The 19,808-nt window shown below is 67.9% G+C and carries 31 protein-coding genes; 1 reads left to right on the top strand and 30 read right to left on the bottom strand.

Annotated features, from left to right (window positions below):
* Positions 1-18 precede the first annotated feature (18 nt).
* The 29 genes from rpsM to ACMA1D_RS07715 form a co-directional block, all read right to left on the bottom strand.
* Entirely contained in the window at positions 19-399 is a 381-nt protein-coding gene (rpsM, locus tag ACMA1D_RS07855) for a 30S ribosomal protein S13 (protein WP_414723131.1), read from the bottom strand.
* A 185-nt stretch (positions 400-584) separates the two neighbouring features.
* The gene (rpmJ, locus tag ACMA1D_RS07850) at positions 585-698 is read right to left on the bottom strand and encodes a 50S ribosomal protein L36 (protein WP_003956441.1); all 114 of its coding nucleotides are present in this window, start codon (positions 696-698) and stop codon (positions 585-587) included.
* Between the two features lie 56 nt (positions 699-754).
* Positions 755-976, bottom strand: coding sequence for a translation initiation factor IF-1 (gene infA / locus ACMA1D_RS07845; protein WP_030262853.1), 222 nt, complete (start codon positions 974-976; stop codon positions 755-757).
* Positions 977-1,211: 235 nt separating this feature from the next.
* Positions 1,212-2,054: a type I methionyl aminopeptidase gene (gene map, locus ACMA1D_RS07840; RefSeq protein WP_414723130.1), complete on the bottom strand. Its 843-nt coding sequence runs from the start codon at positions 2,052-2,054 to the stop codon at positions 1,212-1,214.
* Between the two features lie 130 nt (positions 2,055-2,184).
* Entirely contained in the window at positions 2,185-2,880 is a 696-nt protein-coding gene (locus tag ACMA1D_RS07835) for an adenylate kinase (RefSeq protein ID WP_414723129.1), read from the bottom strand.
* The gene (gene secY / locus ACMA1D_RS07830) at positions 2,880-4,193 is read right to left on the bottom strand and encodes a preprotein translocase subunit SecY (protein WP_414723128.1); all 1,314 of its coding nucleotides are present in this window, start codon (positions 4,191-4,193) and stop codon (positions 2,880-2,882) included. Before secY ends, ACMA1D_RS07835 begins: the two co-directional genes overlap by 1 nt.
* Before the next feature lie 200 nt (positions 4,194-4,393).
* Positions 4,394-4,858, bottom strand: a complete 465-nt coding sequence (gene rplO / locus ACMA1D_RS07825; protein ID WP_349990641.1) for a 50S ribosomal protein L15 — start codon at positions 4,856-4,858, stop codon at positions 4,394-4,396.
* A 2-nt stretch (positions 4,859-4,860) separates the two neighbouring features.
* The gene (gene rpmD, locus ACMA1D_RS07820) at positions 4,861-5,043 is read right to left on the bottom strand and encodes a 50S ribosomal protein L30 (RefSeq protein WP_144380953.1); all 183 of its coding nucleotides are present in this window, start codon (positions 5,041-5,043) and stop codon (positions 4,861-4,863) included.
* Entirely contained in the window at positions 5,043-5,645 is a 603-nt protein-coding gene (gene rpsE / locus ACMA1D_RS07815; RefSeq protein WP_176163514.1) for a 30S ribosomal protein S5, read from the bottom strand. The genes rpmD and rpsE overlap by 1 nt, the downstream gene beginning before the upstream one ends.
* 47 nt (positions 5,646-5,692) lie before the next feature.
* Positions 5,693-6,076: a 50S ribosomal protein L18 gene (rplR, locus tag ACMA1D_RS07810; protein ID WP_414723127.1), complete on the bottom strand. Its 384-nt coding sequence runs from the start codon at positions 6,074-6,076 to the stop codon at positions 5,693-5,695.
* 3 nt (positions 6,077-6,079) lie between these two features.
* The gene (gene rplF / locus ACMA1D_RS07805; RefSeq protein WP_349990636.1) at positions 6,080-6,619 is read right to left on the bottom strand and encodes a 50S ribosomal protein L6; all 540 of its coding nucleotides are present in this window, start codon (positions 6,617-6,619) and stop codon (positions 6,080-6,082) included.
* Between the two features lie 21 nt (positions 6,620-6,640).
* On the bottom strand, positions 6,641-7,039 hold the full coding sequence (rpsH, locus tag ACMA1D_RS07800) for a 30S ribosomal protein S8 (RefSeq protein WP_349990632.1): 399 nt from the start codon (positions 7,037-7,039) through the stop codon (positions 6,641-6,643).
* A 280-nt stretch (positions 7,040-7,319) separates the two neighbouring features.
* Positions 7,320-7,505 (bottom strand): type Z 30S ribosomal protein S14, encoded by a 186-nt coding sequence (locus tag ACMA1D_RS07795; protein ID WP_004571834.1) that lies wholly within the window; start codon positions 7,503-7,505, stop codon positions 7,320-7,322.
* Positions 7,506-7,507: 2 nt separating this feature from the next.
* Positions 7,508-8,080 carry a 50S ribosomal protein L5 gene (gene rplE / locus ACMA1D_RS07790; protein ID WP_349990630.1) on the bottom strand — a complete coding sequence of 191 codons (573 nt, stop codon included), beginning with the start codon at positions 8,078-8,080 and terminating at the stop codon, positions 7,508-7,510.
* Positions 8,080-8,403 (bottom strand): 50S ribosomal protein L24, encoded by a 324-nt coding sequence (gene rplX, locus ACMA1D_RS07785; protein WP_209239899.1) that lies wholly within the window; start codon positions 8,401-8,403, stop codon positions 8,080-8,082. The genes rplE and rplX overlap by 1 nt, the downstream gene beginning before the upstream one ends.
* A 3-nt stretch (positions 8,404-8,406) precedes the next feature.
* On the bottom strand, positions 8,407-8,775 hold the full coding sequence (gene rplN / locus ACMA1D_RS07780) for a 50S ribosomal protein L14 (RefSeq protein WP_176163508.1): 369 nt from the start codon (positions 8,773-8,775) through the stop codon (positions 8,407-8,409).
* 103 nt (positions 8,776-8,878) lie between these two features.
* Positions 8,879-9,163, bottom strand: coding sequence for a 30S ribosomal protein S17 (gene rpsQ, locus ACMA1D_RS07775; protein WP_349990627.1), 285 nt, complete (start codon positions 9,161-9,163; stop codon positions 8,879-8,881).
* The gene (gene rpmC / locus ACMA1D_RS07770) at positions 9,163-9,387 is read right to left on the bottom strand and encodes a 50S ribosomal protein L29 (protein WP_414723126.1); all 225 of its coding nucleotides are present in this window, start codon (positions 9,385-9,387) and stop codon (positions 9,163-9,165) included. The genes rpsQ and rpmC overlap by 1 nt, the downstream gene beginning before the upstream one ends.
* A complete protein-coding gene (gene rplP, locus ACMA1D_RS07765) occupies positions 9,387-9,806 on the bottom strand; it encodes a 50S ribosomal protein L16 (protein ID WP_311726659.1) in 420 nt (139 codons plus the stop codon). Before rplP ends, rpmC begins: the two co-directional genes overlap by 1 nt.
* A 5-nt stretch (positions 9,807-9,811) precedes the next feature.
* On the bottom strand, positions 9,812-10,651 hold the full coding sequence (rpsC, locus tag ACMA1D_RS07760) for a 30S ribosomal protein S3 (protein WP_277320557.1): 840 nt from the start codon (positions 10,649-10,651) through the stop codon (positions 9,812-9,814).
* On the bottom strand, positions 10,651-10,998 hold the full coding sequence (gene rplV, locus ACMA1D_RS07755) for a 50S ribosomal protein L22 (protein ID WP_414723204.1): 348 nt from the start codon (positions 10,996-10,998) through the stop codon (positions 10,651-10,653). Before rplV ends, rpsC begins: the two co-directional genes overlap by 1 nt.
* A gap of 43 nt (positions 10,999-11,041) precedes the next feature.
* Positions 11,042-11,323, bottom strand: a complete 282-nt coding sequence (gene rpsS, locus ACMA1D_RS07750; RefSeq protein ID WP_014178772.1) for a 30S ribosomal protein S19 — start codon at positions 11,321-11,323, stop codon at positions 11,042-11,044.
* Between the two features lie 12 nt (positions 11,324-11,335).
* Positions 11,336-12,172, bottom strand: a complete 837-nt coding sequence (rplB, locus tag ACMA1D_RS07745) for a 50S ribosomal protein L2 (RefSeq protein ID WP_349990621.1) — start codon at positions 12,170-12,172, stop codon at positions 11,336-11,338.
* Between the two features lie 47 nt (positions 12,173-12,219).
* Complete coding sequence (gene rplW / locus ACMA1D_RS07740; RefSeq protein ID WP_349990620.1) at positions 12,220-12,552, bottom strand: 50S ribosomal protein L23; 333 nt, start codon at positions 12,550-12,552, stop codon at positions 12,220-12,222.
* Positions 12,552-13,232, bottom strand: coding sequence for a 50S ribosomal protein L4 (gene rplD / locus ACMA1D_RS07735; protein WP_414723125.1), 681 nt, complete (start codon positions 13,230-13,232; stop codon positions 12,552-12,554). Before rplD ends, rplW begins: the two co-directional genes overlap by 1 nt.
* 8 nt (positions 13,233-13,240) lie before the next feature.
* Positions 13,241-13,885 carry a 50S ribosomal protein L3 gene (gene rplC, locus ACMA1D_RS07730; RefSeq protein ID WP_414723124.1) on the bottom strand — a complete coding sequence of 215 codons (645 nt, stop codon included), beginning with the start codon at positions 13,883-13,885 and terminating at the stop codon, positions 13,241-13,243.
* A 13-nt stretch (positions 13,886-13,898) separates the two neighbouring features.
* Positions 13,899-14,207 carry a 30S ribosomal protein S10 gene (rpsJ, locus tag ACMA1D_RS07725; protein ID WP_003948644.1) on the bottom strand — a complete coding sequence of 103 codons (309 nt, stop codon included), beginning with the start codon at positions 14,205-14,207 and terminating at the stop codon, positions 13,899-13,901.
* Positions 14,208-14,651: 444 nt separating this feature from the next.
* Entirely contained in the window at positions 14,652-15,047 is a 396-nt protein-coding gene (locus ACMA1D_RS07720) for a hypothetical protein (RefSeq protein WP_414723123.1), read from the bottom strand.
* Positions 15,044-15,328, bottom strand: coding sequence for a hypothetical protein (locus tag ACMA1D_RS07715; protein ID WP_414723122.1), 285 nt, complete (start codon positions 15,326-15,328; stop codon positions 15,044-15,046). Before ACMA1D_RS07715 ends, ACMA1D_RS07720 begins: the two co-directional genes overlap by 4 nt.
* A 589-nt stretch (positions 15,329-15,917) precedes the next feature.
* Between ACMA1D_RS07715 and ACMA1D_RS07710 the strand changes: the two genes are divergently transcribed.
* Positions 15,918-18,086 (top strand): PIG-L family deacetylase, encoded by a 2,169-nt coding sequence (locus tag ACMA1D_RS07710; RefSeq protein ID WP_414723121.1) that lies wholly within the window; start codon positions 15,918-15,920, stop codon positions 18,084-18,086.
* A 414-nt stretch (positions 18,087-18,500) separates the two neighbouring features.
* On the opposite strand, the gene tuf is transcribed toward ACMA1D_RS07710, so the two are convergent.
* Positions 18,501-19,694, bottom strand: coding sequence for an elongation factor Tu (tuf, locus tag ACMA1D_RS07705; protein ID WP_176163497.1), 1,194 nt, complete (start codon positions 19,692-19,694; stop codon positions 18,501-18,503).
* Between the last annotated feature and the right edge of the window lie 114 nt (positions 19,695-19,808).

The following is a 19,808-nucleotide window of genomic DNA, read 5'->3' as shown; positions in this document are numbered from 1 at the left end:
CGGCGCGTCCGGTGCGGACTACTTCTTGCCCGGCTTCTTCTTGCCGGCGATGGCGCGACGCGGGCCCTTGCGGGTGCGGGCGTTGGTGCTCGTGCGCTGACCGTGGACCGGCAGGCCACGACGGTGACGCAGACCCTGGTAACAACCGATCTCGACCTTGCGGCGGATGTCGGCCTGGATCTCACGACGGAGGTCACCCTCGGTCTTGAGGTTGGCGTCCACGTACTCGCGGATCTTGACCAGGTCCTCTTCGGCCAGGTCGCGAACGCGGGTGTCCGGGTTGACGCCGGTGTTCTTCAGGGTCTCCTGGGCACGGGTGCGACCGATGCCGAAGACGTAGGTGAGGGCAACCTCCACGCGCTTGTCGCGCGGGAGGTCAACGCCTGCGAGGCGTGCCATGAATCTGGCTCCAGGTGATAGACGGAGGTCTTCCGCAGCACCTCTCCCGACCGCCCTCCGCGGAGGGCCCTGCCGGGTCCCCGGCCTCCGCCGGGGGTGTCATCCGCATCAGCTGCGGACGGGTGACTGCGTATGTACGTATTGCTCGCGTCGCGCGAAGGTACTGCGAGGTGCGGGGTCGTGCGTCAGCCCTGGCGCTGCTTGTGGCGCAGGTTGTCGCAGATGACCATGACCCGGCCGTGACGGCGGATCACCTTGCACTTGTCGCAGATCTTCTTGACGCTCGGCTTGACCTTCATGGGTGAGGTTCTCCGGGTCGTGCCATCGCCCCACGGGAGCGGGACGGCGGCGAGATCTACTTGTAGCGGTAGACGATGCGTCCGCGCGTCAGGTCGTAGGGAGAGAGCTCCACCACGACCCGGTCGTCAGGGAGGATGCGGATGTAGTGCATGCGCATCTTGCCGCTGATGTGCGCGAGGACCTGGTGACCGTTCTGGAGCTCCACCTTGAACATGGCGTTCGGCAGGGACTCGATCACGGTGCCCTCGATTTCGATGGCACCTTGCTTCTTGGCCACGCTTCGCCCTTCGAATCGGCTACCTTGATCAACTCTCGGCACGGACACGCGCTCGCAGCGTCGCTCAGAACGAGCTGACATGCGGGCGCGCGGATATACGAGAGCCGACGCATCAGTCTACGTCAGCGGTACCCGAAAGACGAATCCAGGTCTTCTGCCCGTACGCGGAGATCATTAAGCAAGGTGCCGCTCAGCGGCGTACGGACCGGCCAAATCGGGGCAGGCCCGGCCTCGCTCAGCCCGCGGCCAGCGGGTCGGGCGCCGCCGTCACGCCGTACTCGGCCAGCTTCGCCCGGCCGCCGTCCACCGCGGTCAGCACCAGCGGGCCCTCCTCGGTCAGCGCCACCGAGTGCTCCCAGTGGCACGACCAGGAACCGTCGTCCGTCTTGACCGTCCAGTCGTCCGCCAGCACATGGGTACGGGCCGTGCCCAGGCTCACCATCGGCTCGATCGCCAGACACAGTCCTGGCACCAGCTTCGGGCCCTTGCCCCGCTTGCGGGAGACGTAGTTCAGCAGGTGCGGGTCCATGTGCATCTCGCTGCCGATGCCGTGGCCGCCGTAGTCCTCGATGATCCCGTACTTGCCGGAGGCCGGCCGCGGCTGCCGGCGGATGTACTGCTCGATGGCCCGCGAGACGTCCACCAGCCGGTGCCCCTTGCGGACCGCCGCCAGGCCGGCCCACATCGACTCCTCGGTGACCCGGCTCAGCTCGTGCAGCTCCGGCGCGTGCCCCTCACCGACGAAGGCGGTGAACGCGGCGTCCCCGTGCCAGCCGTCCACGATGGCACCGGCGTCGATGGAGATGATGTCGCCGTCCTTCAGCACGGTCTCCGCGTCCGGGATGCCGTGCACCACCACGTCGTTCACCGAGGTGCAGATCGTCGCGGGGAAGCCGCCGTACCCCAGGAAGTTGGACTTGGCCCCGGCCTCGGCGATCACCTTGCGGGCGGCGTCATCCAGGTCCTTGGTGGTGGCGCCCACGACGGCAGCCGCCCGGCAGGCCTCGTGGATGCGCGCCACGACCAGCCCCGCCGCCCGCATCTTCGCGATCTGCTCCGGGGTCTTGATCTCCAACATGGGTCGCCTTCCGCCTTCTGTGATACCTACACACAACAGTACGGCCGTGGCGCTCGCTGGGAGCACCACGGCCGCACGCGCCGTTACCGCACCGCCGCACCCGCCCCATCGGGCCGGCGGTGGTCTGGACTCACGGACCCGGTACGGTCCGGCCGTCCGTCGTCGCGGTCCGCTCGGACTGCTGGAGCAGCGCGTCCATGGCCCGCTGGGTGACCTCGGCCACCTTGCCGAGCGCCGAGATCGTCACGACCAGGCCCTGGGCCTTGTAGAAGTCGATGATCGGCTCGGTCTCGCTGTGGTAGACCTCCAGCCGCTTGCGGACCGTTTCCTCACTGTCGTCCTCGCGCTGGTACAGCTCGCCGCCGCAGACGTCACAGACGTCCGGGACCTTCGGCTTGCTGTACTCCACGTGGAAGGTGTGGCTGGAGTCCGTGCGGCAGGTACGCCGCCCGGCGATCCGCTTCACGACCTCGTCCTCGGGGACCTCCAGGTCCAGCACCGCGTCCAGGCGCAGCCCGTCCGCGGTCAGGATCTGGTCGAGCACCTGGGCCTGATGGAGGTTGCGCGGGAAGCCGTCGAGCAGGAAGCCGCCCTCGGCATCGGGCTGGGCCATCCGGTCCTTGGCCATGCCCACCGTGACCTCGTCCGGCACCAGTTGTCCGGCCTTCATGTACTCCTGGGCCTGCTGGCCCAGGGGCGTGCCCTGACTGATGTTCGCGCGGAAAAGGTCACCCGTGGAAATGTGCGGGATTGACAAGTTCTTGGCGAGGTACGCGGCCTGCGTTCCCTTGCCCGCCCCGGGAGGCCCGACGAGGACGATTCGCATCAGCGGAGGAACCCTTCGTAGTGTCGCTGCTGAAGCTGGCTCTCGATCTGCTTCACCGTCTCCAGACCAACACCCACGATGATGAGGATGCTGGTACCACCGAACGGGAAGTTCTGATTGGCGTTGAGCGTCACCAGCGCCACCGTTGGCACCAGAGCGATCAGGCCCAGGTACAGCGAGCCGGGCCACGTGATGCGGTTCAGCACGTAGCTCAAGTACTCCGCAGTGGGACGACCAGCCCGGATACCCGGGATGAACCCACCATACTTCTTCATGTTGTCGGCAACTTCTTCGGGGTTGAAGGAGATGGCGACGTAGAAGAAGGCGAAGAAGACGATCAGCAGGAAGTACGTGACGATGTAAACCGGGTGGTCACCGGTCACGAAGTTGTTCTCGATCCAGACGGCCCACTCCGCGTCGGAGCCGCTGAACTGGGCGATGAGCGCCGGGATGTAGAGCAGCGACGAGGCGAAGATGACCGGGATCACACCCGCCTGGTTCACCTTGAGCGGGATGTAGGTCGAGGTCCCGCCGTACGAACGGCGGCCGATCATGCGCTTCGCGTACTGGACCGGGATGCGGCGCTGTGCCTGCTCCACGAAGACCACCAGGGCCACCATCGCCAGACCACAGACGATGACGAGGCTGAACTCCAGCCAGCCGTCCATGATCTTGCCCTGCTGACGGATCGCCCACAGCGCGCCGGGGAAGCCGGCCGCGATGGAGATGAACATCAGGATGGACATGCCGTTGCCGATGCCGCGGTCGGTGATGAGCTCACCGAGCCACATCACCACCGCCGTGCCGGCGGTCATGGTGATCACCATGGTGATGGTGACGAAGATCGACTGGTCGGGCACGATTTCGTTGCCGACCTGGCAGTTCTGGAAGAGCGAGCCGCTGCGTGCGGTGGCCACCAGGCCGGTGCCCTGCAAGATCGCCAGCGCCACCGTCAGATAACGGGTGTACTGCGTGATCTTTGCCTGCCCCGACTGACCCTCCTTCTTGAGGGCTTCAAGACGGGGGATCACCACCGTGAGCAACTGAAGGATGATGCTCGCCGTGATGTACGGCATGATCCCTAGCGCAAAGATGGTGATCTGCAGTAGCGCACCACCACTGAACATGTTGACCAGGCCGAAGAGCCCCTGCTGAGACTTGGCCTCGTCCATGCACTGCTGGACGTTCGAGTAGTCGATTCCGGGAACCGGGACGTGCGCCCCGAGCCGGAACAGGACAATGATGCCCAGCGTGAAGAGCAGCTTCTTGCGCAGGTCGGGCGTCTTGAACGCTCGGGCGAACGCGGTGAGCACGGTGCCTCCTGCGCCCCCCGCGCCGAGCGCGAGAGGTGACGGTCTTGAGGATCGACGAATACAAATCAGCCAAAACCCGCGCGCACACAGGCCACGCGGAGGGTAACAGCGCACGCCAGCTTACCGGCGACTGGACCCCCTAGGAACGACCAACCGGGGATGCCCCTCGCAAGGGACATCCCCGGTTGGTTGTCACCGACTCAGATGAGCTCGGTAACGGTGCCGCCAGCAGCGGCGATCTTCTCCTTGGCGGAGCCGGAAACGGCGTCCACCGTCACCGTCAGCGCCACGGAGATCTCGCCGGTGCCCAGCACCTTGACGAGCTCGTTCTTGCGCACCGCGCCCTTGGCGACCAGGTCGGCCACCGTGACCTCGCCACCCTGCGGGTAGAGCGACGCCAGCTTCTCCAGGTTGACCACCTGGAACTGCTTGTGGGCGGGGTTCTTGAAGCCCTTCAGCTTCGGGAGACGCATGTGGAGGGGCATCTGCCCACCCTCGAAGCGCTCCGGAACCTGGTAACGGGCCTTGGTGCCCTTGGTACCACGACCGGCCGTCTTACCCTTCGACGCCTCACCACGACCCACACGGGTCTTGGCGGTCTTGGCGCCCGGGGCGGGACGGAGGTTGTGGACCTTCAGCGGCTTGCTCTCGGAGGAACCAGCCATGATCAGTCGACCTCCTCAACCGTGACGAGGTGGCGGACGGTGTGCACCATGCCGCGGAACTCGGGACGGTCCTCCTTGACCACCACGTCGCCGAGCTTCTTCAGCCCGAGCGAACGCAGCGTGTCACGGTGGTTCTGCTTGCTGCCGATGTACGACTTCGTCTGCGTGACCTTGAGGCGAGCCATTACGCACCCACCCCGGCACGCGCCCGCAGCAGAGCCGCGGGGGCGACGTCCTCCAGCGGCAGGCCACGGCGGGCGGCGATCTCCTCGGGACGCTGAAGCCCCTGGAGCGCCGCACGCGTGGCGTGCACGATGTTGATCGGGTTCGACGAACCGAGCGACTTGCTCAGCACGTCGTGGATGCCCGCGCACTCCAGCACGGCGCGCACCGGGCCACCGGCGATCACACCGGTACCGGGGGAAGCCGGCTTGAGCAGCACGACGCCCGCGGCCTCTTCACCCTGGATGGGGTGCGGGATGGTGCCCTGGATCCGGGGGACCTTGAAGAAGTTCTTCTTGGCCTCCTCAACGCCCTTGGCGATGGCGGCCGGAACCTCCTTCGCCTTCCCGTATCCGACACCCACGGTGCCGTCACCGTCGCCCACCACGACCAGCGCGGTGAAGCTGAAGCGACGACCACCCTTCACGACCTTGGCGACGCGGTTGATCGCGACGACGCGCTCAACGTACGCGGTCTTCTCGGCAGCAGCGCCGCCGTCCCGGCCCTTCCGGTCCCGCCGCTCGCCGCCACCGGCGCCGCCACCGCGGCGCTGGGGTCCAGCCATTGGAAATACCTCTCTCTGTTACGGTCCGCTAGCTCCGGAACCGGGGCTTAGAACTTCAGCCCGGCTTCGCGGGCGGCGTCCGCCAGAGCGGCGATGCGCCCGGCGTACTGGTTGCCACCGCGGTCGAACACCACGGCCTCGACGCCGGCGGCCTTGGCACGCTCCGCCACCAGGGCCCCGACCTGCTTGGCCTGGGCGCTCTTGTCGCCTTCTCCGCTACGGATCGACGTGTCCAGGGTCGACGCCGACGCGAGCGTGTGGCCCGCGATGTCGTCGATGACCTGCGCCACCATGTGGCGGTTGGAACGCGTGACCACGAGGCGGGGACGCTCGGGCGTACCCGAGATCCGCTTGCGAACGCGGATGTGGCGACGCTTGAGGGCGGCACCCTTGCGGGCGTTGCCCTTCGCGATCTTCACACCGTATGCCATGGCTTACTTACCAGCCTTTCCGACCTTGCGGCGGATGACCTCGCCCGCGTACTTGACGCCCTTGGCCTTGTACGGGTCAGGCTTGCGCAGCTTGCGGATGTTCGCGGCGACCTCGCCGACCTTCTGCTTGTCGATGCCCTCGACGCTGAGCTTGGTCGGGGACTCGACCTTGAAGGTGATGCCCTCGGGGGCCTCGATCAGGATGGGGTGGCTGTAGCCCAGCGAGAACTCCAGGTTGGAGCCCTTCGCCTGGACGCGGTAACCGACACCGCTGATCTCAAGTGCCTTGCTGTAGCCCGCGGTCACGCCGGTGATCATGTTCGCCACCAGCGTCCGGGACAGGCCGTGCAGGGCCTTGTTCTGACGCTCATCGTTGGGGCGCGTGACGTTGATGACGCCGTCCTCGCCCTTGGCGATCTCGATGGGCGCGGCAACGGTGTGGCTGAGGGTGCCCTTGGGGCCCTTCACCTGGACCGTACGGCCATCGATGGTGACGTCCACACCAGCGGGAACCTGGATGGGCAGCCGTCCAATACGCGACATTGGCTATTCCTCCGTTCCCGGTTACCAGACGTAGGCGAGGACTTCCCCACCCACGCCCTTCTTCTGAGCCTGCTGGCCGGTGAGCAGACCGTGCGACGTGGAGATGATCGCCACGCCCAGGCCGCCGAGCACCTTCGGCAGGTTGGTGGACTTTGCGTAGACCCGCAGGCCCGGCTTGGAGATGCGCTTGATGCCGGCGATCGAACGCTCACGGTTCGGGCCGAACTTCAGCTCAAGGATGAGGTTCTTGCCGACCTCGGCGTCCTCGACCTTCCAGCCGGTGATGTAACCCTCCTGCTGGAGGATCTCCGCGATGTGCGACTTGATCTTGCTGTGCGGCATCGACACCGAGTCGTGGTACGCCGAGTTCGCGTTCCGCAGACGCGTCAGCATGTCTGCGATGGGATCAGTCATGGTCATGAATTGGCCTTCGGCCTCTCTCGCCGGGGTTTCCTATCTGCGCCATCCCTCTCCCCGATTCAGCTCGGGACGGGTGCGGCGCGGGGACCTTCGGCGTAGTAAGCGACTTCTTGCGGGCGCATCGCCCGCAGCGGTCTCGGACGGCGGGGCGCCCAACCCTTCTACCCTACGGGAAGAAGAGCCGGGCCCCCGCCGGCCGGATGCTTACCGAGAGCTCCAGTGGTCTCGCCACCCCGCTCCGGTGGCGCCCCGCAGGGCGCTCACCAGGCGGAGCGTCGAATTACCAGGAGCTCTTGGTCACGCCCGGCAGCTCGCCACGGTGGGCCATCTCACGGAGGCACACGCGGCACAGGCCGAACTTGCGGTAGACGGAGTGCGGCCGGCCACAGCGCTGGCAGCGGGTGTAGGCGCGCACCGCGAACTTCGGCTTGCGGGCGGCCTTAGCGATCAGAGCCTTCTTCGCCACGGTCAGTTCTCCTTGAACGGGAAGCCGAGGTGACGAAGCAGGGCACGGCCCTCATCGTCGTTCTGGGCGGTCGTCACCACGGTGATGTCCATGCCCCGGACCCGGTCGATCTTGTCCTGGTCGATCTCGTGGAACATGACCTGCTCCGTGAGACCGAAGGTGTAGTTGCCCCGGCCGTCGAACTGCTTGGGCGACAGACCACGGAAGTCGCGGATGCGCGGGAGCGCGAGCGACAGCGTGCGGTCCAGGAACTCCCACATCCGGTCACCGCGGAGGGTGACGTGGGCACCGATCGGCTGACCCTCACGCAGCTTGAACTGCGCGATGGACTTGCGGGCCTTGGTGACGGCCGGCTTCTGACCGGTGATCGTGGTGAGGTCGCGGATGGCGCCCTCGATCAGCTTGGAGTCGCGGGCGGCGTCGCCCACACCCATGTTGACCACGATCTTGGTGAGGCCGGGGACCTGCATGACGTTCTCGTACGAGAACTCCTCACGCAGCTTGCCCACGATCTCCTCGCGGTAGCGCTGCTTGAGGCGCGGCGTGCTGGGGGCGCTTGCACTGGTGGCAGTCATCAGATGTCCTCACCGGTCCGCTTGGCAACGCGGATCTTGTTGCCCTCGTCGTCGAAGCGGTACCCGACGCGGGTGACGACCTTCTTGCCGTCCTTCTCCACCACGAGCTGAACGTTGCTCACGTGGATCGGGGCCTCGGTCGTCACGATGCCGCCGGTCTTCGAGCCACGAGCGGTCTGGCCGGCCTTCGTGTGCTTCTTGACCCGGTTCACACCCTCGACCAGGACGCGGTCCTCGCGGGGGTAGGCCACGATGACCTTGCCCTGCTTGCCCTTGTCCTTGCCGGTGATGACCTGGACCAGGTCACCCTTCTTGATCTTCATCGGTTACAGCACCTCCGGCGCGAGCGAGACGATCTTCATGAACTTCTTCTCGCGCAGCTCACGGCCGACCGGGCCGAAGATACGGGTGCCGCGGGGGTCGCCGTCGTTCTTCAGAATGACGGCGGCGTTCTCGTCGAAGCGGATGTACGAGCCATCGGGGCGGCGGCGCTCCTTGACGGTGCGCACGATGACCGCCTTGATGACGTCACCCTTCTTCACGTTGCCACCGGGGATCGCGTCCTTGACGGTGGCGACGATGACGTCACCGATGCCCGCGTAGCGGCGACCGGAACCACCGAGAACACGGATGCAAAGGATCTCCTTCGCACCAGTGTTGTCGGCGACGCGCAGTCGCGACTCCTGCTGGATCACGTCTATCTCCTGATCGTCTGCCGGTTCCCGGCAGGGACCCGGTCGCCCGAGTCCCTGCCGAGCCTGGCGGAACTATTCCGAGGGGGTCCCCCTCGGAGGGGAATTACTTGGCCTTTTCGAGGATCTCGACGACGCGCCAGCGCTTCGTCGCCGAGAGCGGCCGGGTCTCCATGAGGAGGACGCGGTCGCCGATGCCCGCGGCGTTCTGCTCGTCGTGCGCCTTGAGCTTGTTCGTACGACGGATGACCTTGCCGTACAGCGCGTGCTTGACGCGGTCCTCAACGGCGACGACGACGGTCTTGTCCATCTTGTCGCTGACGACCAGACCCTCACGGGTCTTGCGGAAGCCGCGCTCGTTTGCAGTCTCAGTCACATTCGTCTCGCTCATCAGGCGCTCTCCACCGTCTCGATGCCCAGCTCGCGCTCACGCATCAGGGTGTAGATCCGGGCGATGTCCTTGCGGACGGCCTTCAGCCGGCCGTGGTTCTCAAGCTGTCCGGTCGCCGCCTGGAAGCGGAGGTTGAACAGCTCCTCCTTGGCCTCACGGAGCTTGGCGACGAGATTCTCGTCGTTCAGCTCGCGCAGCTCGGTCGCCTTGGTACCGGCCGCCATCACGACTCACCTGCCTCGCGCCGAACGATGCGGCACTTCATCGGAAGCTTGTGCGCGGCGCGGGTCAGCGCCTCGCGAGCAGTCTTCTCGTTCGGGTAGGACAGCTCGAACATCACCCGACCGGGCTTGACGTTCGCGATCCACCACTCCGGAGAACCCTTACCGGAACCCATGCGGGTCTCGGCGGGCTTCTTGGTGAGCGGCCGGTCCGGGTAGATGTTGATCCAGACCTTGCCGCCACGCTTGATGTGGCGGGTCATGGCGATACGAGCGGCCTCGATCTGACGGTTCGTCACGTACGCCGCGGTGACGGCCTGGATGCCGTACTCGCCGAACGCCAGCTCCGTGCCGCCCTTGGCCATACCCGACCGCTTCGGGTGGTGCTGCTTGCGGTGCTTGACCCTGCGAGGGATCAGCATGTCGGTCAGGCCTCCGTTCCGGTGGTCTCCGCCGGAGCAGCGGCGGCAGGCGCCTCGGCCTTGGGGGCCTCGGCGGCCGGAGCCGACTGCTGCTGCGGCTTGCGGCCTCGGCCGCCCCGCTCGCCGCCACGGCCACCACGGGCCGGGCGCTCGTTGCCGCCGCCGCGCGAGGGGCGGTTGCCCGCACGCGCAGCCGCGTTCTCGGCGCGGACCTCGGCGATGTTCTTCACGTCGCCCTTGTAGATCCACACCTTCACACCGATGCGGCCGAAGGACGTCTTGGCCTCGAAGAAGCCGTAGTCCACGTTGGCGCGCAGGGTGTGCAGGGGCACACGGCCCTCGCGGTAGAACTCGGAGCGGGACATCTCGGCGCCGCCGAGACGGCCACCACACTGGATCTTGATGCCCTTGGCGCCGGCCTTCATCGTCGACTGCATGCTCTTGCGCATGGCACGACGGAAGGAGACGCGCGAGGAGAGCTGCTCGGCCACGGCCTGCGCCACGAGCTGAGCGTCGGTCTCCGGGTTCTTCACCTCAAGGATGTTGAACTGGATCTGCTTGCCGGTGAGCTTCTCCAGGTTGCCCCGGAGCCGGTCGGCCTCCGCGCCGCGGCGGCCGATGACGATGCCCGGCCGGGCGGTGTGGACGTCGACGCGGACCCGGTCCCGGGTGCGCTCGATCTCGACCTTGGAGATGCCGGCGCGCTCCATGCCCTGGGTGAGCATGCGACGGATCGCGACGTCTTCCTTGACGTAGTCCTTGTACAGCTTGTCGGCGTACCAACGGGACTTGAAGTCCGTGGTCACACCGAGCCGGAACCCGTGCGGGTTTACCTTCTGGCCCATTACCGGGTTCCTTCCTTGCTGCTGACGACCACGGTGATGTGGCTGGTCCGCTTGCGGATCCGGTAGGCACGGCCCTGGGCGCGCGGCCGGAACCGCTTCAGGGTCGGGCCCTCGTCGACGTACGCCTCGGAGATGTAGAGGCTGTTCGCGTCGGTGTGGTCGTAGTTGTGCGCGGCGTTGGCAATGGCGCTGTCCAGCACCTTGCCGACCGGCACGCTGGCGGCCTGCGGGGCGAAACGCAGGACCGCCTGAGCCTCCGTGGCATCCATGCCACGGATAAGGTCCACCACGCGGCGGGCCTTCATGGGCGTGACGCGGATGTACCGCGCCTGGGCCCTGGCTTCCATGGTTGTCCCTTCGGTGTCTGTCATGGTCTTCGCTTTCCGCAGATCAGCGACGACGCGACTTGCGGTCGTCCTTCTCATGGCCGCGGAAGGTGCGGGTCGGCGCAAACTCGCCGAGCTTGTGGCCGACCATCGACTCGGTGACGAACACCGGGACGTGCTTGCGGCCGTCGTGCACCGCGATCGTGTGGCCGAGCATGGCCGGGACGATCATGGAGCGGCGGGACCAGGTCTTGATGACGTTCTTGGTGCCTGCCTCGTTCTGTACGTCCACCTTCTTGATCAGGTGGTCGTCGACGAAGGGCCCCTTCTTGAGACTGCGCGGCATCTAAACCCGCTCCTAGCGCTTCTTGTTCGTCTTGCGGCGGCGGACGATGTACTTGTTGCTGGCCTTCTTCGGCGAGCGCGTACGGCCCTCCTTCTGACCCCACGGCGAGACCGGGTGGCGACCACCGGAGGTCTTGCCCTCACCACCACCGTGCGGGTGGTCGACGGGGTTCATCACGACACCGCGGACGGTCGGGCGGACGCCCTTCCAGCGCATACGGCCGGCCTTGCCCCAGTTGATGTTCGACTGCTCGGCGTTGCCGACCTCACCAACAGTGGCGCGGCAGCGGACGTCGACCAGGCGGATCTCACCGGACGGCATACGGAGGTGGGCCATGGCCCCCTCACGCGCCAGGAGCTGCACGGACGCACCGGCGGAGCGGGCGAACTTCGCACCGCCGCCGGGCCGCAGCTCGATGGCGTGGATGACCGTACCGACCGGGATGTTGCGCAGCGGCAGGTTGTTGCCCGGCTTGATGTCGGCCCCGGGGCCGTTCTCGATCCGGTCGCCCTGCTTCAGGCCGGCCGGCGCGATGATGTAGCGCTTCTCACCGTCGGCGTAGTGCAGCAGCGCGATGCGCGCGGTGCGGTTGGGGTCGTACTCGATGTGAGCGACCTTCGCCGGGACGCCGTCCTTGTCGTGACGACGGAAGTCGATGACGCGGTACGCGCGCTTGTGTCCGCCACCCTGGTGGCGAACGGTCACACGACCGGCGTTGTTACGACCGCCCTTGCTGTGCAGCGGGCGGACCAGCGACTTCTCCGGCGTGGACCGCGTGATCTCGACGAAGTCGGCGACGCTGGAGCCACGACGGCCCGGAGTCGTCGGCTTGTACTTGCGGATACCCATTTCTCAGTCCTCGGAAGATTCCGGACTTCTGGACGTACCGATCTCCGTTAGGAGACCGGGCCGCCGAAGATGTCGATACGGTCGCCCTCGGCGAGGGTCACGATGGCGCGCTTGGTGTCCTTGCGCTTGCCGAAACCGGTGCGGGTGCGCTTGCGCTTGCCCTGGCGGTTGATCGTGTTGACCCCGGTGACCTTGACCGAGAAGACCGCCTCGACGGCCTGCTTGATCTGGGTCTTGTTCGCACGCGGGTCGACGATGAACGTGTACTTGTTCTCGTCAAGCAGCGCGTAGCTCTTCTCGGAAACCACCGGCTTGACCAGGATGTCACGGGGGTCCGTGAAGGTCTTGCTGGTGATGATCTCCGCGGTTGCCTCACTCATCAGGCGTCGCTCCCTTCGAGCTCAGCCTCGGAGGCGACGGCCTTGGCCGACGCGGCCGGACCGGCCACGAAGGACTCGAAGGCGGCCTGCGTGAAGACCACGTCATCGGAGACGAGCACGTCGTACGTGTTCAGCTGGCCCGGCTCCAGGATGTGCACCTGGGGCAGGTTGCGGGCGGAGAGCCACGCGGCCTCGTCGGCCCGCTCGACGACCAGGAGCAGGTTCTTGCGCTCGCTGATCTTGCCGAACAGGGTCTTCGCGGCCTTGGTGGAGACCTCGCCATCCACCACGCCGGAGACGACGTGGATACGGCTGTGGCGCGCCCGGTCGGAGAGGGCGCCACGCAGGGCGGCGGCCTTCATCTTCTTGGGGGTGCGCTGCGAGTAGTCGCGCGGCACGGGACCGTGCACGACGCCACCACCGGCGAACTGCGGCGCGCGGGTCGAGCCCTGACGGGCGCGGCCGGTGCCCTTCTGGCGGTACGGCTTCTTGCCACCGCCGCGGACCTCGCCACGGGTCTTCGTCTTGTGCGTGCCCTGGCGGGCAGCGGCCAGCTGGGCGACGACGACCTGGTGGATCAGCGGAACGCTGACCTGCGCGTCGAAGATCTCCGCGGGGAGCTCGACGGTCCCGGCCTTGTCGCCAGCCGGCGAAAGGATGTCAACGGTACTGGTAGTCATGGTTAACCTCAGGCCCCCTTGGCCGCGGTGCGGACCAGGACGAGGCCGCCGTTCGGACCGGGAACCGCGCCCTTGATGAGGAGCAGGCCCTTCTCCGCGTCAACGGCATGGACGGTCAGGTTCTGGGTGGTGACCCGCTCGTTGCCCATCCGGCCGGCCATGCGCAGGCCCTTGAACACGCGGCCCGGGGTGGCGCAGCCACCGATGGAGCCGGGCGAGCGGTGCTTGCGCTGCGTGCCGTGGCCGGCGCCGAGGCCACCGAAGCCGTGACGCTTCATGACACCGGCGGTGCCCTTGCCCTTGCTGGTGCCGGTCACGTCGACCTTGACACCGGACTCGAACACCTCGGCGGTGACCTCCTGGCCGAGCGTGTACGCGCTGGCGTCAGCGGTACGCAGCTCCACCAGGTGGCGGCGCGGGGTGACGTCCGCCTTGGCGAAGTGGCCCTTGAGGGGCTTGTTCACCTTGCGCGGGTCGATCTCGCCGAAGGCGATCTGGACGGCGTCGTAGCCGTCCGAGTCAGCGGTACGGACCTGGGTCACGACGCAAGGCCCGGCCTTGACGACGGTGACCGGAACAACGCGGTTGTTCTCGTCCCACACCTGCGTCATGCCGAGCTTCTCGCCCAGGACGCCCTTGATCTGCTTAGCCATCTCGCGCGTCACCTCAGAGCTTGATCTCGATGTCGACGCCGGCCGGCAGGTCGAGGCGCATCAGCGAGTCGACGGTCTTCGGCGTGGGGTCGAGAATGTCGATGAGGCGCTTGTGCGTGCGCATCTCGAAGTGCTCGCGCGAGTCCTTGTACTTGTGCGGCGACTTGATGACGCAGTACACGTTCTTTTCAGTGGGCAGCGGCACCGGGCCCGCGACCGACGCACCAGTACGGGTCACCGTCTCGACGATCTTCTTCGCCGAAGAGTCGATGACCTCGTGGTCGTAGGCCTTGAGCCGGATGCGGATCTTCTGTCCCGCCATGGCTACTTCGTAGTCCTGTCTCTCGTCACGCTCTGGGACCCGGTGCGTTCGCGGCCTTTCCCCGACCCACGCGGTCGGGCGTGTCGCGCCCCTTCTTGTAACTCTCCATAGGAGAATTCCCTGGTGAAGGGGGTTGTGGGGGAAAGTCACCCACCGGGCGCCTGGCTGGGGCCCCGTAACGCTTCCCGGAAGATTCCCGTACTTCCGCCCCTGCGCCTTGCGGCACACTGCATGGGGCGACGAGTACTGCGGGACTCGCTTCCAGTCCCCCCGGCGGGAGGCGCGCAACATCGGCACTCAACCGAGCAACCTGAACAGTGTGCCATACGGGGCATGCCGGTCGCGAATCGAGCCTTGGAGGGTACCCCACAGGGGTGGCGGCGAATCATCACCGGGGAAGCGACGGCGCGGCGACGGGCTGGTAGTGGGGGCTGCGGCGGGGCCCTAAAAGCCCAGCATGCCCGGCGAATCGATATCGATGGCGAGGGTGCCGGGCGGGTAGGCATCTTCGACGCCGGTGAGCAGGATGGACGTGCCCGTGAACTCGGCCCGCGGAAGGGCACAGTACAAGGCGTGACACGTGTCCGGCCCACCGAACCCGTCCCGCATCATGGTCCCGACCGTGACAGCGGCCACCGTGTTGAGGTCGTCCACCATCACGCCGGACATTGCGAGGACCACGCGCGAGACGTTCTCATCCCGCGTCTCGGCCTGGAGCAGGCAGAGCGCCGGCACGTACAGGAAGTCACGGGGGGTACGGGCCATGTTGCCCGCCAGCAGATTCAGCGCCTTGTGTCCGCCGGCCAAAGCGGTGACGGCACTGGTGTCAAGAATGATCACGCCGCGCCAGACCGCCCTTGCCGAACCTTCTCCGCCGCCATCCGATAGATGTTGCCGAGCACGTCGGGGGCCTGGTCGAACTCCTCATCGCTTGTCTCGCACCCGGTCAGGGCCCGCAATGCGGCCCGATCGGCCGCCAGCCGCTCGGCCCGCTGCGCCTCTGTCGGCTGCTGTCGCGCCAAGATCTCGACGTACTGCCCGATGCTGACCCCGCGCTCCTTGGCCAACTCGGCAAGCTGATCGCGCGTGTCCCGCGAAACCTGGATGGTGGTGGTCGCCATAAGGCCACTATAGCGAGGCCATAGCAAAGCGGAAGCGGTTATGCGGACTGGGCTCCGGACCGGCTCCGGGCGAGACAACGCAGGGTCAGGCAGTGCGCAGAGGCCGTCCGCGGCGCGGCCGTTCGACGGCGCCAGCCATGGGCGGAGTGGTTCGGCAGTCATGGTGAGATCCTGTGCCACCCCTCCCCCCGCAACGCCCCGATCGGGCCCGATATAGCTCATACGGGCGGAACGGTTGCAACAGGGGAACCTCGCACACGCCGCCCCACCGCACCCATCCGCCAGGACAGCACCGGCACCGCGGGCGCCGGCCCCACCCACTCCAACCCCCAGCACACACCCACCCCCTGAACCACCTCACCTCACCGCCACCCCCACACACCGATCCACCACCCCAAGTCCCGTAAAAATCAAGCCAGTTGGATACAACAACACCACGGCGACCAATTCGTGATCATGGAGTCGGGCCGGGCGAGCAACCCGGGTGCAATATGCACCGTCTACCTGGGTGAGCGCAGTCCGTGGACGTAGGGCTGCCCGGGGATGACAACGCGAGGCACGACAGGTGAAGAGCACGACCCCGTGGCCCATGCCGGGACGGCGACAGGTGGTGGCCGCACTGGCGGCGCTGACGGCGGCGGGCGTCGGCGTCGGCCGGAGCGCGGGGACCCTCTCCGCGGCGAGCGCGCGCCCCAGCGGGCCCATCGCCCCGGTGCGGTCGGTCGACCCGCACGCCGCGCAGCCGTTCACCTCGGTCACCGGTGACCAGGACGCCCTGCTCCTCCAGGTCCTCGCGCACCCGGACGACGACCTGTACTTCATGAACCCGGACGCCCGGCACGTGCTCGACGCCGGGATCCCGGTGGTGTCCGTCTACGTCACCGCGGGCGAGGCGCTCGGCGTCAACAACGCGCCCGGCCGCCCGCTGCCGCCGGCCGACAAGCCCGGCTACACCTCGTCCCGCCAGCAGGGGCTGCGCCAGGCGTACGCGGAGATGCTCGGCATGCACCGCTTCACCCGCTGGCAGCGGACCGTGCTCGACCTGCCCGGCGGACTCAGCGCCGAGCTCAACCACCTTGCGCAGGGCGGCCGTTCGGTCCAGTTGGTCTTCCTGAACATCGCCACCCTCGCCTCCGACGGCTCCCGCATGCCCGACCTGTGGGACGAGCCGGGCACCGTCCTGGAGACCCTGCTGCCCACCGGGTCGCCGCTGCGCCAGGCCACCAGGTACCGGCACGAGACGCTGGTCGACACCCTCGCGTACCTCATGAACCGCTTCCGCCCCACCCTCATCCACACCATGGACCCCGACCCCGACTTCCAGGTGCACGACGCCAGGCACCGGCGGGACAGCGACCAGCCTGGCTGTTCCGACCACCGCGACCACACGCCGGTCGCGCTGTTCACCTGGAAGGCGATGTTCCAGTGGGCCGCCGACGCCGCCCGCCGCGACGGCCGCGCCCCGCGCTTCACCACCACCGCCTTCCGCGGCTACTACAACCAGCGTTGGCCGTTCAACCTGCCGTCCGACGTGGTGGGCGACAAGGCGCGCTTCCTCGCCGCGTACGGCGGCAGCCCCGACTGGGAGTGCGGCAACGAGGCCGGCTGCGGCGACTACGGCCAGGGCGGCACCCGCCCGCTGCGCAACCGCAAGGGCTGGATACGCAGCACCCACTACCGGCACCGCGGCCCACGGCTCGCCCCGCTCACCGAACCGGACGGCCGGCTCGTCGCGTACGGCGTGCTGGGCACCCAGGCGGTGCGCTGGCGCGAGACCGCCCCCGGCAGCGGGCGCTGGGACGCCCCGCGCAACCTCGGCGGCGGACCGCTGGCGCCCGCCCTGTGCGCGGTGGTCGACGCGGCCGGCCGGCAGTCGGTCTTCGCGCTGCGCTTCGCCGCGCTGGAGGGCCAAGGGGGCGCCAACGTACGGGAGTTGGTGGTGCTTGAGCAGCGTGCCGCGGGCGGCGGGTTCCGGCCCTGGCGCGGTCTCGGCACCCCGGACGAGGACCCGGAGCGTGGCCGCCGGGTGGGCTGCCCGGCCGCGATCGCCACCCCCGACGGCCAGGTGCACCTCTTCGCCCGCACCGCGGGCAAGGGCCTGGCCTGCCGCATCCGCGACGCCCGCGGCACCTGGTCGCCCTGGCAGCCGATATCCGACGCGGCGGCCCCCGGCACCGGCTCGCCGCCGCTCGCCGAGGCCCACGAGATCCAGGACGGTCTCGGCGTGGTGCTCGACGCCGCCGGGCTGGTGCACGTCTTCGCCGCGGGGCGCGGCGGGCTGCGGCACTGGGCGCAGACCCGGGCCGGCGAGCCGGTGGCCGCCCAGCCGGTCCCGGCCGACCTGCCCGTCCCCGCCGAACAGCCGGCCGCCGCGCTCGATCCGTCCGGCACGCTGCACGTCACCTACCGCACGCCGGGCGGCGACGACCCGGTCAGCCACCCGATCGGCGCCGGCCGCGGCAGGCCCGTGGCGCTGCGCGGCTTCGACGGGTACGGGCCGCTCGGCACCGCGTACGCCACCGGGCAGCCGCACCGGCCCGTGCTGCTCGCCGTCGGCCGGGGCCGGGACGGCGAAGCGCTCCTCCAGCACGGCACCGGACCCGGCGTACGGGCGCAGCGCTCCCCCGCCCGGCTCCGCCCCGTCGGCCTGCCCACCCTGGTGGAGCCGGGGCCGCAGTCGGAGCACCCGCGGGTACTCGGCCTCGCCGCCGACGCCACGCCCTGGCTGTGGCAGCCGCGGGCGACGGGCCAGGCGTAGGCCACGCCGCCGTACCACTACGCCCGTACGCGACCCGAGCCCCGCGCGGGGCCGGCCCAGCCAGCAGGCAGGCCCCAGCACACCCAATTCAGCCTGCCCCCAACCAACCAGCCGGCAGCCAGCCACCTCACCCAGCCCAGCCCCCACCCAGCCGACAGACAACTGGCAGGCGGGGAGACAGGCAAGCAGACAGGCAGCCAACCTGCGCACGAAAAAACCCGGGCCCCACCCGCTGCGATGAGCGAGTGGGGCCCGGGTCTGAGCCACGCGGGGCGCGGCTTTCCGGCCCGTTGGGGCGCGTCGCCTCGCGAGGAAGCGTTCGCCCGGTGGGGTGGGGCTGCCGCGGGGGCCGCCCCGGCTCCGGGCCGGCCGCGCCCAAAGGCGCGGGCGACCTGGGGCCCGGAGGGGATCAGATCACTTGTTGATCTTGGTGACCTGACCGGCGCCGACCGTACGGCCACCCTCACGGATGGCGAACTTCAGGCCCTCTTCCATGGCGACCGGCTGGATGAGCTGGACGGACATCTCGGTGTTGTCGCCCGGCATGACCATCTCGGTGCCCTCGGGGAGGGTCACAACGCCCGTCACGTCCGTGGTACGGAAGTAGAACTGCGGACGGTAGTTGTTGAAGAACGGCGTGTGGCGGCCACCCTCGTCCTTGGAGAGGATGTAGGCCTGGGCCTCGAACTCGGTGTGCGGCGTGACCGAACCGGGCTTGATGATGACCTGGCCGCGCTCGACGTCCTCGCGCTTGATGCCACGGAGGAGCAGACCGACGTTCTCACCGGCCTGGCCCTCGTCGAGCAGCTTGCGGAACATCTCGATGCCGGTGACCGTGGTGGTGGTCTTCTCCTGCTTGATCCCGATGATGTCAACGGTCTCGTTGACCTTCAGGATGCCGCGCTCGATACGACCGGTGACGACGGTGCCACGACCAGTGATCGTGAAGACGTCCTCGATCGGCATCAGGAACGGCTTGTCGACGTCACGCTCGGGCTGCGGGATCGACTCGTCGACGGCCTTCATCAGGTCGAGGACGGACTTGCCCCACTCGGCGTCGCCCTCAAGGGCCTTCAGCGCCGAGACCTTGACGACCGGCAGGTCGTCGCCCGGGAACTCGTACTCGGAGAGCAGCTCGCGAACCTCAAGCTCGACGAGCTCCATGATCTCCTCGTCGTCCACCATGTCGGCCTTGTTCAGGGCGACAACGATGTACGGCACGCCCACCTGGCGGGCGAGGAGCACGTGCTCCTTGGTCTGCGGCATCGGACCGTCGGTCGCGGCGACCACGAGGATCGCGCCGTCCATCTGGGCGGCACCGGTGATCATGTTCTTGATGTAGTCCGCGTGACCCGGGCAGTCAACGTGGGCGTAGTGACGCGACTCGGTCTGGTACTCGACGTGCGCGATGGAGATGGTGATACCGCGCTGGCGCTCCTCAGGAGCCTTGTCGATCTGGTCGAAGGCCGAGGCCTCGTTCAGGTCCGGGTACGCGTCGTGCAGCACCTTGGTGATCGCCGCGGTAAGCGTCGTCTTACCGTGGTCGATGTGACCGATGGTGCCGATGTTGACGTGCGGCTTAGTCCGCTCGAACTTCGCCTTCGCCACTGGGGTCCTCCTGTGGACTGGTGCTGTACTCCATCCACACTTTGCGGATGGGTTCAGGTGGTCTTACCGAACCGACCAGGACCCCGAGGGGATGCCCTTGGCCGAATTCGCTTG

It is taken from the genome of Streptomyces sp. 796.1 (genome assembly GCF_047525675.1).
In the GTDB taxonomy this organism is placed as follows: Bacteria; Actinomycetota; Actinomycetes; order Streptomycetales; family Streptomycetaceae; genus Streptomyces.
The sequence above is the reverse complement of the archived record's forward strand: the minus strand, read 5'-3'. Positions and strand labels throughout refer to the sequence as shown.